Source organism: Mesorhizobium huakuii (genome assembly GCF_030160235.1).
Taxonomy (GTDB): Bacteria; Pseudomonadota; Alphaproteobacteria; order Rhizobiales; family Rhizobiaceae; genus Mesorhizobium; species Mesorhizobium huakuii.
Genome location: NZ_BSNY01000012.1, coordinates 327518 through 343072 on the forward strand (window position 1 = coordinate 327518; position 15555 = coordinate 343072).

A 15555-nucleotide genomic window follows, 5' to 3' on the forward strand; every position below is an offset into this window, starting at 1 on the left:
AGAACGAGACGATGATCAAGAAACAAGACAGACGCCTGAGAGTCGGTGTGCTCGGCTGCGGCCCGATCGCGCAGTTCGCGCACCTGGAATCCTGCGTGAAAGCCGGCAATGCCGATCTCTACGCCATCTGCGACGCGGCCCCCGATCTGCTCGCCCGGATGGGCGCCACCTACGAGCCGCAAAAAATGTATGCCGACTATGACGCCATGCTCGCCGATCCCGAGCTGGAGGCGGTGATCGTCGCCACGTCGGACGCCTATCACGTGCCGATGTCGATCAAGGCGCTCGACGCCGGCAAGCATGTTCTGTGCGAAAAGCCGATCGGCACTTCAGTCGAGGAGGGCGAGGCGCTGGCCACGGCGGTGAAGCGTTCGGGCAAGGTGCTGCAGGTCGGCCACATGAAGCGCTTCGATCCGGCGCTGGAGGCCGCGCGCGACTTCGTCCGCGACGAGATGGGCGAGGTGCTGGCGCTGAAGGCCTGGTATTGCGATTCCACCCACCGCTACACCAACACCGATGCCGTGCAGCCGCTGCCGGTCACCAGCAAGCTGGCGAGGAAACCTTCGGGCAATCCCAAGGCCGATCTGCGGCAATATTTCATGCTGGCGCATGGCTCGCATCTCGTCGACACCGCGCGCTTCTTGTGCGGCGAAATCATCGCCGTGCGTGCCCGCCTCAATGAACGCTTCGGCGCCTATTGCTGGTTCGTCGAAACCGAATTCGCGAGCGGTGCACTCGGCCATCTCGACCTGACCGTCGCCGTACGCATGGACTGGCACGAAGGGTTCCAGCTCTATGGCGAGAACGGTTCGGTTATCGCCAAGACATTCAACCCCTGGTACTTCCGCGCCAGCGAGGTCGACATCTTCCATGAGAAGGATGCGACCTCGCGCAAGCCGCTCGGCGCCGACGGTCATTTCTTCCGCCGCCAGCTGGAAGGCCTTGCCGATACGGTGCTGAACGGTGCGCCGATGCGCGGCGCCAATGTCGAGGACGGCATCGCCTCGATCCGCGCCATGGTTGCGATTGCCCGGTCGGTCGAGACCGGCGAGCGGGTCGAACTCGCCTCGGTTTCGGGTGCTGTCTGATGCGCCTCGGCATTTTCGCCAAGACTTTTCCAGGCACCGACCCGGCCATCGTGCTGGCCGCGGTGAAGCAGGCCGGATATGAGACGACGCAATTCAATCTCGCCTGCGCCGGCCTGCCGTCTATGCCGGATGCTGTTTCAGCGGATGCCATCGCTTCCATCCGTGCTGCCGCGCAATCGTCGGGCGTTTCGCTTGCAGCCCTGTCAGGCACCTACAACATGGCGCATCCCGACAGGGCGGTGCGCGACGACGGTCTTCGCCGCCTTGGTGTCGTCATCACGACGGCGGCATCACTGGGCATCCCACTGGTCACGCTCTGCACCGGTTCGCGCAACATCGCCGATCAATGGGCCTATCATCCCGAAAATGCCACGCCTTCCGCCTGGTGCGACATGGCTGCCGAAATGGGCAAGGCGCTGGCGCTGGCCGAGGATGCAGGCGTCGATCTCGGCATCGAGCCCGAGCAGGCCAACATCGTCACTTCGGCGAGCGACGCGACACGTCTGATCGCCGACATGCGCTCGAAGCGACTGAAGATCGTGCTCGATCCGGCAAACCTGTTCGAGTACGCCACGCCGGACGAAGCACGTGCCATCGTCGCCGCCGCGATCGATGAGGCCGCCGGCCACATCGCCATGGCGCACGCCAAGGACCGTCATGGTGACGGCCGCTTCGCCACCGCAGGACAAGGCATCGTCGATTTTCCGGATTTCGTCGCGCGGCTGAAGGCCGTGGGTTTCGACGGCGCGCTCGTCACGCACGGACTGTCCGCTGATGAGGCGCCCGATGTCGCCGCTTTCCTGCGGGGGCTGCTCTGATGGGCGCCGCGCCGTCGATCATGCTGCGCGACGATGCCGAGCTTCGTGTCTTCGACACGGGCCAGGCCAGGCTTCCCGTCGTCTTCCAGCATGGTCTCGGCGGCGATGCCGCCCAGGTGGCGCAGAATTTTCCCGACCAACCATCATACCGCCGGCTGACCGTCGAATGCCGCGCGCAGGGCGCTTCCGGTGCCGGCAGCAGGCGTCCGTTTTCGATCGCGATGTTCGCCGACGATGTGCTGGCCGCCGCCGATGCGGCCGGTCTCGACCGTTTCGTCGCCGGCGGCATTTCGATGGGTGCGGCCATCGCGCTACGGCTTGCCGCCCGCCACCCGGACCGCGTGCTTGGCTTGGTGCTTGTGCGCCCCGCCTGGGCCTTCGACACGGCGCCGCAGAACATGCGCCCATATGTCGAAGTTGCGGACCTCATCCGCCGGCTTCCACTGGCTGAGGCGCGCGACGCCTTCGCGTCCTCCGCGACATCGGCCCGCTTTCGTACCGAGGCGCCGGACAATCTCGCCTCGCTGCGTGGTTTTTTCGCGCGTGAGAATGCGACCGTCTTTGCCGAAGTGATGCAGGCGATCGCCAATGATGGGCCTGGCGTGACGCGGGCGGCAGCCGCGCGTCTCTCGATTCCCGCGCTGGTCGTCGGCAGCGGCATCGATCTCGTCCATCCCCTGGCGACCGCCAGCGAGCTTGCCGAGACTATCCCGAACGCCGCCTTCGCAGAGGTGACACCGAAGGCCGCCGACAAGGATCGCCATTTCGCCGAAATCCGCGCCGCCATCAACGGCTTTCTCGACAGACATTTCAACAACCAGGACCGATCATGACGTCAAAACCCCTGTCAGGCCCCGCGGCAATCGCCGCATTGCCGCGCGATCGCTTGATCGCCGAATTCTCGCTCTGGTCGGCCAATCTCGCCAATTTCGAGAGCGACCTCAGGCGCATCGAACCCCATGTCGATCTGCATCACATCGATGTGGCGGACGGCCATTTCGCCCCGTCCTTCCTGTTCTTCCCCGATCTCGTCGCCCGCATCGCCGGGCTGACGGCCAAGCCCATCCATGTCCATCTGATGGTCGATGCCGCAATCGTCGAGACGCAGACGCGCCAGTTCATCGAGGCTGGCGCCGATATGATCAGCGTGCATGCCGAAAACGGCGAGGCGGGGTTGCGCGCCGTGCGGCTGGCGCGCGAGCTCGGTGCCGAAGCGGGCGTCGTGCTGAGGCTGGAGACGCCGGTCGAGGCAGTAAAACCTTTCGTCTCCGAGGTCGCCTTCGTCACGCTGCTCGGCACCGCGATCGGCGTCAAGGGCCAGAGCCTTTCGGACAAGGCATGCGACAGACTGGGTGCCGCCCGCGCCATCCTGCGGGAGGCCGGCCGCGAGGGCGCCGTCGTGCTTGCCGCCGATGGCGGCATCCGCCACGAGACCGTGCCGTTGCTGCGTGCCGCGGGTGCGCAGACCGTGGTTCTGGGTTCGCTCGCCTTCGGCGACAAGGATCTCGCCGGTCGCATCGGCTGGCTGCATGGGCTGAAGGTCGCGGCATGAGCACGGAAGCCGCCCTCGCGATCGATCTTGGCGGCACCGAGCTTCGTGCCGCGCTGGTCGATCGTGACGGCAAGATCCTCGCCTTCGCCGCCGTGCCGACGCAGGCTCAGGCCGGGCCTGACGTGGTGATCGGCCAGATCGAGGCGCTGGCCGCGACCGTGCATGCCGAGGCGCCGGGCCTCGCCATTGTCGGCGTCGGCGTCGGCGCGCCGGGGCCGCTCGATCCGCTGGCCGGCATCGCGGTCGGACCGCCGACACTCGCCGGCTGGCAGGATGTGCCGCTGGCCGACATCCTCGAGCGCCGGCTCGGCCTGCCGGTGCGGCTGGAGAACGACGCCAACGCGGCGGCACTCGGCGAATGGCGTTTCGGCGCCGGCCATGGCGCTCGCTCGCTGGTCTTCGTCACGGTTTCCACCGGCATCGGTGGCGGTGTCGTTGCCGACGGGCGCATCCTGCACGGCCGCCGTGGCCTCGCAGCCGAGATCGGCCATATGACCATCACCAATGAAGGCGAGCGCTGCGTGTGCGGCGTCGTCGGCTGCTTCGAGGCCATCGCCTCGGGCACAGCGCTTGGCCGTCGCGCCAACGCCGCGACATCGGCCTTCGACGGCTCGGCGCTGCGCCGCCTCTCGGCCAATGCCGAGGTTACCGGCCGCCACGTGGTCGAGGCAGCAAGGCTGCAGGACGACCTCGCTCTGGCCCTGCTCGAGGAAGAGGCGCGCTGGCTGGGCGTCGGCTTCACCAACCTCTTGCATCTCTATTCGCCCGACGTGCTGGTCGTCGGCGGCGGCATCGCCAATGGCCTCGACCTGATGCATCCGGTCATCGAGGCCACCATCCGGCAGCGCGCCATGCGCGCCTATCGCGACGTGCCGGTGGTCCAGGCGCAACTGGGCCGCCACGCCGGGTTGGTCGGCGCCGCCAGCCTTGTCCTGTTCGACGATGGCAGTTTGGCGGCCCGCATGCCTGTCGGCCCAAGCACGTTTCCAGAAGCGAGGAGGGACTTCAATGGCTGATACTTCAAGGTAAAAAAATGGCCGGAGGCAGCGCTGCCTCCGGCCATTTCTCTATCATCGTGCAGCCGCGCGAATTACTCGGCGGGAACGATATCCGCCGGCAGGCTGTCGTCGGCCGTGCCGGCCAGGGCTCTCGCCAGCTTTGCCTCGTCGAGTTCGCCTTCCCAGCGGGCGACAACCAGCGTGGCGACGGCGTTGCCGATGAAGTTGGTCAGCGCCCGGCATTCCGACATGAAGCGGTCGACGCCGAGGATCAGCGCCATGCCGGCGACCGGCACCGAGGGTACGACCGAAAGCGTCGCGGCGAGCGTGATGAAGCCGGCTCCGGTAATGCCGGCGGCACCCTTGGACGAGAGCATCGCCACCAGCAGCAGCAGGATCTGATCGCCCATCGACAGATGGATGTTCGTCGCCTGCGCGATGAACAGCGCGGCAAGCGTCATGTAGATGTTGGTGCCGTCGAGGTTGAAGGAATAGCCGGTCGGGATGACCAGGCCGACCACCGAGCGCTTGGCGCCGGCCTTCTCCATCTTCTCCATCAGCGATGGCAGGGCGGCTTCCGACGAGGAGGTGCCGAGCACCAAAAGCAGCTCTTCCTTGATGTAGCGCAGCAGCGACAGGATGGAGAAGCCGTTGTAACGGCAGACCGCGCCCAGCACGACGAAGACGAACAGCAGCGACGTCGCGTAGAAAGTACCGACCAGCATGGCGAGGTTGATGACCGAGCCGATGCCGTATTTGCCGATGGTGAAGGCCATGGCGCCGAAAGCACCGATGGGGGCGGCCTTCATCAAGACGCTGACCAGCTTGAACATCGGTGCCATTAGCGCCTGCAGGAAGTTGAGCACCGGCGCGCCCTTGTCGCCGACCAGCGCCAGCGCGATGCCGAAGAGCACCGAGAAGAACAGCACCTGCAAGATGTCGCCATCGGCGAAGGCGCCGACGATCGTGCCGGGGATGATGTTCATCAGGAAGCCGGTGACCGATTGGTCATGCGCCTTGGCGGCATAGGTGTTGACGGTCGAGACATCGAGTGTTGCCGGGTCGATGTTGAAGCCAGCGCCGGGCTGCACGACATTGGCGACGACAAGGCCGATGATCAGGGCCAGCGTCGAGAAGGTGAGGAAGTAGAGCATCGCCTTGCCGGCGACGCGGCCGACCTTCTGAAGGTCGCTCATGCCGGCAATGCCGGTCGCCACCGTCAGGAAGATGACTGGGGCGATGATCATCTTGACCAGCTTGATGAAGGCGTCGCCGAGCGGCTTCATGCTCTCGCCGATCGACGGATAGTAGTGGCCGAGCAGGATGCCGACGGTGATCGCCACCAGCACCTGCACGTAGAGTTGGGCATAGAGGGGCTTGCGCTGCGCGGCAGCCGCGCCCGATTGGTCTGCGATGTGCATCGAACTCTCCCTGGCCGGATGGACGGAACCCGCCCTGCGTGACTTCTCCCATCGCGGCGTTCCGGTCGCCCGCCGCTGCAAGGAGTTTTGCAAGCGCTGTGCCAGATCGGGGGAAGCCCGGAATCCCGGGATTTCCGGCTTTGTTGGGTATTCTTCAGCGAAGAGGTGTGCGGATTTCCGCACACGTCCCGTTTGCCTGGGCGGAATTTCGCATTAGAGTGGCGGCGAGGCCGCGAGAAAAAGGAGAGGGCAGACGCTTCAGGCAGGCACCGATAGCGGCTCCTCGGCCGGTCGCGACTTGCTGCGCGAGGCGGTGGCGCGGCTGCGCGATGGCCGCTGGCTTGTTATCGTCGTCGCCCTCGCGATCCTGGCGGGTGCGATCGCCATTGCCGGTCGAATTGCCACCGGCCAGGCGACCAATGATTTGCGTGATGGCGCGCTCGCCGCCCTGCCGCTGGCGGCGGGGACGCTGACCGGCGAAATCGAGAAGCAGCGCCTGGTGCCGCTGGTGCTGGCTCGTGATGATGCGGTGCGCGGAGCGTTGCGCCGGGCCGGAAAGATGCAGGAAGCGGCCCTCAACGACAAGCTCAAGGCGATCGCCAGTGACGCCTCGGCATCCGCTATCTATGTCATCGATACGGCTGGCATCGCCATATCGGCCAGCAATGCCGGCGAGCCGACGAGCTTTGTCGGCATCGACTATAATTTCCGCCACTATTTCAACGAGGCGATGGCGAAGGGTTCGGCCAGCCAATATGGGCTCGGCACGATCAGTGGCCGGCCGGGTCTCTATCTTTCGAGCCGCGTCGATGACAACGGCAAGCCGCTGGGTGTCGCTGTGCTGAAGGTCGAACTCGACGGCGTCGAAGCCAATTGGCGCTCCAGCGGATTCCTCGTTTTCGTCACGGACGAACGCGGCGTCGTGCTGGCCACCAGCCTGCCTGAGTGGCGGTTTCATGCGCTGGCGCCGCTCTCCGCCAAAGACGCCGCAACTGCCCACGAGCAACTGCAACTGGACGATGCCGCCTTCGAACCTCTGCCGATACGTCGCGGTGCCGGAGACGGCCTGGCCACCATCACCGGCCCCGGCAAGCCGCGCAAGTTCGTCGAGGTCGTGCAGGACCTGCCCGGTTCGGTCCCCGGCTGGCGCCTTTGGCTGCTGACGCCCGCCGACGCTGCTCTCTCGTCCGCCGCCAACACGGCCCGGCTGACGACGCTGCTCGGGCTGCTGCTGACCGGCCTGCTTGCCTACGTGTTCACAAGGCGCCGCCGCACACGCCGTCTGCGGCAGGAGGCGCTGGCGCGCATGAATGCCGAGCTGGAAAGCAGGGTCAGCACACGGACGGCGGAGCTGACACGCTCCAACGCCGCGCTCGCCGGCGAGATCGCCGAGCGTGAGAATGCCGAGGCGAAGGTCCGCCGGCTGCGCGACGATCTCGCCCAGGCCAACCGGCTGTCCATCCTCGGCCAGATCGCTGCCGGCGTGGCGCATGAGATCAACCAGCCGGTCGCCGCGATCCGCACCTACGCGGAGAATGCAGGCCGTTTTCTCGAAACCGGCAAGACTGAACCGGCGAGCGGCAACCTGGCGTCGATCGTCTCGATGACCGAGCGCATCGGTGCCATCACCAGCACCTTGCGCACCTTCGCCCGCCGGCCCGGTGTCGCCGCTTCGCCCTTGCCGGTGCGCGAGGCGATCGACGGCGCCCTGTCGCTGCTTTCCGGCCGCATCCGCGATTCCGGCGTCACCATCATCAAGCCGCCCGGCAATGCGTCGCCGATGGTGATGGCGAGCCGCATCCGACTGGAGCAGATCCTCGTCAACCTGTTGCAGAACGCGCTGGACGCCATGAAGGACCAGCCCGATCCCCGCATCGAGATCGAACTCGCAGAGCGCGATGACCGGGTGTTGATCTCGGTGCGCGACAACGGCCCCGGCCTCGGGCCGGAAGCGGCCGGCAATCTGTTCATGCCGTTCCAGACCACCAAGGAGAAGGGGCTCGGCCTCGGGCTGGTGATCTCGCAGGAGATCGCCCAGGAATTGGGCGGCACGCTGCGGCTCGATCCCGGCGGCGCCAAAGGCGCATCCTTCACCATAGATTTGAGGCGGATTGAATGAACGAGGGATCAGGACGGGTGGCGCTCGTCGACGACGATGCCGACCTTCTGCATGCCACCACGCAATTGCTCGAGCTTGCCGGCTTCACCGTGGTCGGGCGCGAAGCCGCCGAAGCCGCACTTGCCGTCATCGACAGGGATTTCGACGGCGTGGTCGTCAGCGACATCCGCATGCCGGGCATGAACGGGCTGCAACTGTTCGACCGCATCAAGGCGATCGATCCTGACATACCGGTGATCCTGGTCACCGGACATGGCGATGTCGATCTTGCGGTGGCCGCACTCAAGGACGGCGTCTATGATTTCATCCCAAAACCCTATGCCGGAGATCGCTTGGTCGAGGCGCTGAGACGGGCCTCGGAGAAGCGGCGGCTGGTGATGGAAAACCGGCGGCTGCGCGAGGCCGCGGCACTGGCTGCAGACGGCTTGCCGCTGATCGGCGAAGCGCCCGCCATGCGGCGGTTGCGCGAGACCTTGCGACAGATCGCCGACATGGATGTCGACGTGCTGGTGGAAGGCGAGACCGGAACCGGCAAGGAAGTGGTGGCCGACCTGCTGCACCGGTGGGGCCGGCGGCGTTCCAAACCCTTCGTGGCGCTGAATTGCGGTGCCTTGCCCGAGACCGTCATCGAAAGCGAGCTGTTCGGCCACGAGGCCGGCGCGTTCACCGGCGCGCAGCGGCGGCGGATCGGCCGCGTCGAGCATTCCAGCGGCGGCACGCTATTCCTCGACGAGATCGAATCCATGCCGCCGGCCCTGCAGGTCAAGCTGCTGCGGGTGCTGGAGACGCGTAGCCTCACGCCGCTTGGCTCGAACGAGGTCCGGCGCCTCGATCTGAGGGTCGTTGCGGCAACCAAGGTCGATCTCGGCCGGCCCGACCAGCGCGGCGATTTCCGCGAGGACCTCTATTTTCGCCTCAATGTGGTGACGCTGCGCATTCCGCCTTTGCGCGAGCGGCGCGGCGACATCCCGATGCTGTTCGGCCATTTCCTCGGCAAGGCTGCCGAACGCTTCGGTCGGCCCGTCGCCAGGGTGAATGCCGCCGTCAGCGATCATCTCCAGTCGCATGCCTGGCCTGGCAACGTGCGCGAGCTCGCCCATTTTGCCGATCGCGTCGCACTCGGTCTTGGGCCTGACGACGAGACGAAAGTGGTCCCCTCGCAGTCGACAGAGCCAGCGGTCTCGCTGCCTGAACGCGTGGCCCACTACGAAGCGCAACTCATCCGTGACGCGCTGCGCGACCATGGCGGCGATGTGCGCGGCGCCATCGACGCGCTTGGCGTGCCGCGTAAGACTTTTTACGACAAGCTCAAGCGCTACGGCATTGCCGCATCCGAATTTCGCAATGGCGGCGATCCCCAATCTGTTCGAGAGCAGACATAGAAAGTGCCCGAGAGCCTCACGCTCCGTAGCCATTCACCGCATCCAGCCGAGCCTTCTGGAAAGAGCCATGAACACGACACTCGAAACAACGGCAAACCCCTTGCCGGCAGACCTCGCCTTTCTCGCCGAACAGCTGACGGCATTCAACGACGGCGATGTCGGCGCATCCGAAAGAAAGGCGCTCGCTGTGTTCGTGCGCGACGAGAATGGCGCGGTCGTCGCCGGCATTTCGGGCTACACCGCCTGGGGCTGGCTCTACGTGCAATGGCTGTGGGTCGATGAAAGGCTGCGTGGCCAGCACATGGCTGGCCGGATGCTGGATGCGGCCGAACAGGAGGCGATCTCGCGCGGCTGCAGCAATGCCTGGATCGATACCTTCAATCCCAACGCCGCCAAGGTCTACCAGCGCCAGGGCTATCAGTCCTTCGGTACGCTGGCCGATTTCCCCGTCGGCCGCAGCCGCATCTTCCTGCAGAAGAGGCTGGCTTAACCGGCCAGCCTTCCGCCGCGCATCGGCTGCGGCGCGCCGGTGGTGCTTGGAAAACTGATCGGCAGGCCGCGGAGCACGCGCACCGCCAGGAAGGCAAAACACTCGGCCTCCACCGCATCGCCGCTCCAGCCGAGGCTTTCCGCCTGCACCACCTCGACGCCGGCGCGGCTGGCCAGCATTGCCATCATCGTCGGGTTGTGGCGGCCGCCACCGCTGACCACCAGTTTTTTCGGCCGGCTCGGCAAGAGGTCGAGCGCCTTGCCGACGGCGCCGGCCGTGAAGGCGGTGAGCAGGGCGGCACCATCCTCGGCATTGAGTCCGTCGGCCATGGCTGCGCCGAAATCGAAACGGTCCAGCGACTTGGGGTAGGGCTTGCTGAGATAAGGATGCTGCAACAGCTTGGCGAGCCTTGCTTCGTCGACCGTGCCCGCACGGCCAAGCGCGCCGTCGCGATCCATGTCGCCGAGCCCCTTCGACTTGATGAAATCGTTGAGCGGCGCATTGGCCGGACCGGTGTCGAAGGCAACGACATTGTCGGCGCCATCCCACCAGGTGATGTTTGCGACGCCGCCGAGATTGAGCACGGCCACCTCGCCGCTTGCGCCGGCGCTGCGCATCAGCGCGGTGTGATAGGCGGCGGCCAGCGGGGCGCCTTGCCCGCCGGCGCGCATGTCGGCCGAGCGGAAATCGTAGGCGACCTTGGTGCCCAACAGGGAATGCATCAGCTCGCCGTCACCCAATTGCCGCGTCTGGCCGAGCCGTCCCACCTGCGGCGCGCGATGCAGCACCGTCTGACCGTGAAAGCCGACGACGCCGATATCGGCCATGGTCATGCCGTAGCCTTCGACCAATTCCCTGACCGCCGCCGACTGGGCACGCGTCAGCGCTTCCTCGGCCTTGCGGAAGATCGCCGGTTCCGGCCCGACAAAATTCCAGGCCCGCGCCGCCGTCAGCGTCTCTTCCAGCAGCGAGCGGATCGATTGGGGATAGGGCATCAGCCGGTAGGTGCCGAAATTATCGATGCGCTCGCCATCGGTCTTGATCAGCGCGACGTCGATATTGCCGTCAAGCACCGTGCCGGTCATCAGGCCGACGGCCCAGATTGGTTCCATCATCTAGCTCCTAAAGTCCATTGACGAGATCGCCGATCGTCTGCCGAAGCTGAGCGATTCCGCTGTCGAAATGACGTGTCGGATGGATCCGGTTGGTGAGCAAGGTCCAAGCCTTGCCCTTGTCGAAATCGATCCACAATCCGGTGCCCGTAAAGCCGGTATGGCCGATGGTTCCCGGGCTGCACAAGGCCCCGCCGGACCAGCCCTCATTGGGGTGCTCCCAGCCATGCGTGCGGGTGGCGGACAAGGGCGTGCGCATCAGCGCGATCGAACGGTCGCTGGCACCTGTACCATCCAGCAGCCCTTGCGCGAAATCCAGCACCGAAGCCGCCGTGCCGAACAGCCCGGCATGACCAGCACCTTGCAGCGCCGAGCAATTATCGTCGTGCACCTCGCCCGATAGAACGCGATGTCGCCAGGTGCAATCCTCCGTCGCGGCTGAGGCATCGGGTTCCGTGGACCAGGCAAAGCTGGGGCCGGGATCCATGTCGCGGATCGTCATGCCCGACAGCCGCTCGAGGGCAAAGCCGAGCAGGATGAAATTGATATCGGAATAGACGGGCTCACGGGCTCTCCATTCGCGCTGCAGGATGAAGGTACGCAGCAGGTCGGGGTCGCGTCCGTAGGTGTAGATCGGCTCGACGGCCGGAAACGTCGTTTGATGGCCGAGGCACTGGCGAAACGTCACCTTCCGCTCCCACGCCGATTGATCGTACTGGCGAAGGTCGGGCAGCACCGAGATCAGCGGTGCGTCGAGATCGATGACGCCATCTTCCGCCAGCGCCAGGATGCGAGGCGTGGTGAAGATGACCTTGGTCAGCGATGCCAGGTCGAACCAGGTATCGACGCTCATCGGCCGCTGCTTGGGCACGAGTTGTGCCGAGCCGATCGCCCTGACGATGCGGTGGCTGTTCTTGTCGACAATGCCGAGCACGCCGCCGGGAATTCGCTTGGTTGACACCGCTGTTGCGAGTGGTTGGAAAGCGCGGTCGAAGAGCTGTTGAAGATCGGTGGAAAGAACTGAAGTCACGCCTCAACCCTCGCTCGATGATCCGGCCCGAACCGCTCCCACCGCGCCGGCGCCGGTTCAAACCCTTGCGGCCGCACCAGCGAGGGCACCTGGCGTGTATCGATTTCGAAATGCTCGCGCCGCCGGTCGATGGTCGGAACGGCGGCGATCAGTTTCTTCGTATAGGAGTGCTGCGGCTTCGACAGCACCGAGGCCGCGTCGCCGATCTCGACGATCTGGCCTGCATAGATGACGGCGATGCGGTGCGCGATCCGTTCGACCACCGCCATGTCGTGCGAGATGAAGAGATAGGCCAAACCGAACTCGCGCTGCAATTCGACCAGCAGCTCCAGCACCTTGGCCTGCACCGAGACATCGAGCGCCGACACCGCTTCGTCCAGAACCACCACGGACGGGTTGAGCATCAGCGCGCGGGCAATGCACAGCCTTTGCCGCTGGCCGCCCGAGAATTCATGCGGATAGCGCTGAAGGCTATTCACGGGCAGGCCGACACGTTCCAGCAAGCTCGCCATCTTTGCGCGTGTTTCGCTATCCATACGACCACCGTTGGCGATCACCGGTTCGGCCAGGATGCTCTCGATGGCCAGCCTCGGATTGAGCGAGGCATAGGGATTCTGAAACACCATCTGCACGGGCTTGGCACTGCGCTCGGCCGAAGCCTTTCGAGAACCCACCGAGAAGCTGCCGCGCGTCGAGCGCACCAAACCGAGCACCGCCTTTGCGGTGGTGGACTTGCCCGAGCCGCTCTCGCCGACGATGGCCAGCGTCTCGCCCGGCATCAGGTCGAAATCGACGCCATCGACGGCGTGCACGGCGCCGGTGGCGCGGCTGAAGAAATTGCTCTTGAGGGGAAAGCGTACCACCAGGCCGTCGACCTTCAAGGCCGGCTCCGTGCTTTCACCCCTGTCGCGCTGCCCGTCCACTCGCGTCGCGCTTCCATTGGCGAAATGCGGCACGGCGTGCAGCAGGTGCTGTGTGTAGGGGTGCCGCGGCCTGTCGAGGATCTGGCTCAGCTCACCTTGCTCCGCGGCCTGCCCGTTCTGCATCACCATCACCTTGTCGGCGATGCCGGCGACCAGGCCAATATCATGGGTGATGAAGATGACAGACATGCCGGTCTCGCGCTTCAACTCGGCAAGCAGCGCCATGATCTGCGCCTGCACGGTGACGTCGAGCGCGGTGGTCGGCTCGTCGGCGATCAGCAGGCGTGGATTGCAGGCCAGTGCAATCGCGATCATCACCCTTTGCAGCATGCCGCCCGACAGCTGGTTTGGCGTGTATTTCAGCCGTCGCGCGGCATCGGGAATACGCACGCGGTCGAGCGCCTCCTTGGCCGCCGCCGTGGCTTGCCGGCCGGTCAGGCCGCGGTGCAGGCGAAACGATTCCTCGATCTGCGTGCCGATGGTCAGCACCGGGTTGAGCGAAGTCATCGGCTCCTGGAAGATCATGCCGATCTCCGCGCCGCGAATGGCACGGAGCTGCGGTTCTGCGGCAGTTGTCAGGTCGAAGAGGCTGCCGTCGGCCCGTTTCAGCGTCATCGCGCCGCCGGTGATGCGGCCGCCGCCGAAATCGATCAGCCGGTTGATCGACAGCGCGGTGACGGATTTGCCGGAGCCGCTTTCGCCGACAATGGCCAGCGTTTCGCCATCGGCAATGTCGAAGCTGACGCCGCGCACCACCTCATTGGCTTGCGGATCGCGGCCAAAGCCGACGCGCAGATCCCGGACGGACAGCAGCGGCGTCATGCCGGCACCCTCCGCATCCTGGGGTCGAGGATATCGCGCAAGGCATCACCCAGCAGGTTGAAGCCGAGGATGCTGATCATGATGGTCAGGCCCGGAAAAATCATCAGCCAGGGCGCGGTCTCCATCAGATTGCGGCTGTCGCTCAGCATCAGCCCGAGCGAGGCGGCGGGCGGCTGCGTGCCGAGGCCGAGGAAGCTCAAGCCGGCTTCGGTGAGCAGCGCCCAGGCCAGCGCCAGCGTCACCTGCACGGTCAATGGCGCCACCAGATTGAGCAGCAGATGGCGCGTGACTATGTAGCTGGAACTGCTGCCGAAAGTGCGCGCGGCGTCGACGAATTCGCGTGCCTTGAGCGACAGGGCAGGGCCGCGCACCACGCGCGTGAAGATCGGCGTGTAGACGATGCCGATGGCGACGACGCTGGTCCATGTGCCCGGCCCGGCGACGGTGACGATGAGCAGCGCCAGAAGGATTGCCGGGAAGGCCAGCAACACATCCATGATGCGCATCACCACGCCATCCCAGCGGCGTCCGAGCCAGGCGGCCGCCAGCCCGAGCACTGTGCCGGCAAGGGTGGCGAAGGCCACCGAGAAGAAGGCGACGGTGAAGGATTGCCCGATGCCGGCCATCAAGCGGCTGGCCACGTCGCGCCCGAAGAGGTCGGTGCCCATCCAGTAGGCGCCATTGGGCGCGTGCAGCCGGTCGACGCGGAACTGCGTGATCGGGTTGTGCGGCGTCAGCCCGACCAGGCCGAGAATGGCAATCAGCAAATAGACGCCGACGATGACGCCGCCGATGCGGCCGCTGCCATGCCCGAAAATGGCGCGCAGGATGCGCATCACTGCTCTCCCAGCCGGATGCGCGGATCGAGCGCGACATAGGCGAGGTCGACCAGGAGATTGACGATCATGAAGTTGAAGGCGATGAACAGCACGGCTCCCTGCACCAGCGCGTAGTCGCGCTGCAGGATGGCGTCCAGCACCATGCGTCCGAGGCCCGGCAAAGCATAGATCTGCTCGACGATGACGGCACCACCCAGGAGATAGCCGAACTCGATGCCGCTCAGCGTCACCACCGGGATCAGCGCGTTGGGGAGCGCATGCCGCCAGATGACGCTGCGCGCCGACGCCCCCTTGCTGCGCGCGGTGCGCACATAGTCGTCGCTCAAAACGTCGAGCATCGCCGAACGCGATATGCGCGTGACCGACGCAGCGAAGGCGAAACCCAGCGTGATGGCGGGCAGGATCAACTGGCTGAGATTGCGCAAGGGATCCTGCCAGAGCGGCGCGAATTCGCCCATCGCCGGCAGCACGCCAAAGCCGGCCGACAGCGCGTAGATGATCAGCAGGCCAAGCACGAAGCTCGGCGTCGACTGGCCGATCATGGCGACGATGCGGACCCCAAGATCGGACGGTTTTTCATTATGCGTGGCGGCGTAGATGCCGGCCGGCATGCCGACGGCAAGCGCGATGATCATCGACAGCAGAGCCAATTCCAGCGTCAGCGGGAAGCGTTCGAGGATGACGTCGAGCACCGGCCTGCCATAGGTGACGGAAATGCCGAAATTGCCGTGCAGGATGCCGCCGATCCAGCGCCAGTACTGGATGAACCAGGGCTGGTCGATGCCGAAATAGGCGGCGAGCGAATCCCGCTGCGCCGGCGTCAGCAGGCCGGCTTCAGTGCCCAGCATCGCCGTGATCGAATCGCCTGGCACCATCCGGATCGCCACGAAGACCAGGATGGACACGCCAAGCAGGACGAGAGGAAACGTCGCCAGTCGTCGCATCAGATAGTTCACGCGAA

The 15555-nt window shown here is 65.5% G+C and carries 14 protein-coding genes; 8 read left to right on the forward strand and 6 right to left on the reverse strand.

Going from position 1 to position 15555, the window contains the following annotated elements; translation table 11 throughout:
* Positions 1-11: 11 nt before the first annotated feature.
* From QQK95_RS06345 to QQK95_RS06365, 5 genes are read left to right on the forward strand one after another with little or no spacing between them, the layout of a single operon-like run.
* Entirely contained in the window at positions 12-1088 is a 1077-nt protein-coding gene (locus tag QQK95_RS06345; protein WP_284269954.1) for a Gfo/Idh/MocA family protein, read from the forward strand.
* Positions 1088-1906: a sugar phosphate isomerase/epimerase family protein gene (locus QQK95_RS06350; RefSeq protein WP_284269955.1), complete on the forward strand. Its 819-nt coding sequence runs from the start codon at positions 1088-1090 to the stop codon at positions 1904-1906. The genes QQK95_RS06345 and QQK95_RS06350 overlap by 1 nt, the downstream gene beginning before the upstream one ends.
* Complete coding sequence (locus QQK95_RS06355; protein ID WP_284269957.1) at positions 1906-2739, forward strand: alpha/beta fold hydrolase; 834 nt, start codon at positions 1906-1908, stop codon at positions 2737-2739. The genes QQK95_RS06350 and QQK95_RS06355 overlap by 1 nt, the downstream gene beginning before the upstream one ends.
* The gene (locus QQK95_RS06360; protein ID WP_284269959.1) at positions 2736-3458 is read left to right on the forward strand and encodes a ribulose-phosphate 3-epimerase; all 723 of its coding nucleotides are present in this window, start codon (positions 2736-2738) and stop codon (positions 3456-3458) included. Before QQK95_RS06355 ends, QQK95_RS06360 begins: the two co-directional genes overlap by 4 nt.
* Complete coding sequence (locus tag QQK95_RS06365) at positions 3455-4474, forward strand: ROK family protein (protein ID WP_284269961.1); 1020 nt, start codon at positions 3455-3457, stop codon at positions 4472-4474. Before QQK95_RS06360 ends, QQK95_RS06365 begins: the two co-directional genes overlap by 4 nt.
* A gap of 74 nt (positions 4475-4548) precedes the next feature.
* Here the strand turns inward: QQK95_RS06365 and QQK95_RS06370 are convergent, their stop codons facing one another.
* A complete protein-coding gene (locus QQK95_RS06370) occupies positions 4549-5877 on the reverse strand; it encodes a dicarboxylate/amino acid:cation symporter (protein ID WP_284269964.1) in 1329 nt (442 codons plus the stop codon).
* Positions 5878-6175: 298 nt separating this feature from the next.
* Between QQK95_RS06370 and QQK95_RS06375 the strand changes: the two genes are divergently transcribed.
* The 3 genes from QQK95_RS06375 to QQK95_RS06385 all read left to right on the forward strand — a co-directional run bounded on the left by QQK95_RS06375 (position 6176) and on the right by QQK95_RS06385 (position 9868).
* Positions 6176-7996 (forward strand): sensor histidine kinase, encoded by a 1821-nt coding sequence (locus QQK95_RS06375; RefSeq protein ID WP_284269966.1) that lies wholly within the window; start codon positions 6176-6178, stop codon positions 7994-7996.
* On the forward strand, positions 7993-9378 hold the full coding sequence (locus QQK95_RS06380) for a sigma-54-dependent transcriptional regulator (protein ID WP_284269968.1): 1386 nt from the start codon (positions 7993-7995) through the stop codon (positions 9376-9378). The genes QQK95_RS06375 and QQK95_RS06380 overlap by 4 nt, the downstream gene beginning before the upstream one ends.
* A 67-nt stretch (positions 9379-9445) precedes the next feature.
* On the forward strand, positions 9446-9868 hold the full coding sequence (locus QQK95_RS06385; RefSeq protein ID WP_284269970.1) for a GNAT family N-acetyltransferase: 423 nt from the start codon (positions 9446-9448) through the stop codon (positions 9866-9868).
* Here the strand turns inward: QQK95_RS06385 and QQK95_RS06390 are convergent.
* From QQK95_RS06390 to QQK95_RS06410, 5 genes are read right to left on the reverse strand one after another with little or no spacing between them, the layout of a single operon-like run.
* Positions 9865-10980 (reverse strand): anhydro-N-acetylmuramic acid kinase, encoded by a 1116-nt coding sequence (locus QQK95_RS06390; protein WP_284269972.1) that lies wholly within the window; start codon positions 10978-10980, stop codon positions 9865-9867. The two genes, QQK95_RS06385 and QQK95_RS06390, sit on opposite strands and share 4 nt — an antisense overlap.
* 10 nt (positions 10981-10990) lie before the next feature.
* Positions 10991-12010, reverse strand: coding sequence for a serine hydrolase domain-containing protein (locus QQK95_RS06395; RefSeq protein WP_284269974.1), 1020 nt, complete (start codon positions 12008-12010; stop codon positions 10991-10993).
* A complete protein-coding gene (locus QQK95_RS06400) occupies positions 12007-13755 on the reverse strand; it encodes an ABC transporter ATP-binding protein (protein WP_284269976.1) in 1749 nt (582 codons plus the stop codon). The genes QQK95_RS06395 and QQK95_RS06400 overlap by 4 nt, the downstream gene beginning before the upstream one ends.
* Positions 13752-14591: an ABC transporter permease gene (locus QQK95_RS06405; protein ID WP_284269978.1), complete on the reverse strand. Its 840-nt coding sequence runs from the start codon at positions 14589-14591 to the stop codon at positions 13752-13754. Before QQK95_RS06405 ends, QQK95_RS06400 begins: the two co-directional genes overlap by 4 nt.
* Entirely contained in the window at positions 14591-15550 is a 960-nt protein-coding gene (locus tag QQK95_RS06410; RefSeq protein ID WP_284269980.1) for an ABC transporter permease, read from the reverse strand. The genes QQK95_RS06405 and QQK95_RS06410 overlap by 1 nt, the downstream gene beginning before the upstream one ends.
* Positions 15551-15555 lie beyond the last annotated feature (5 nt).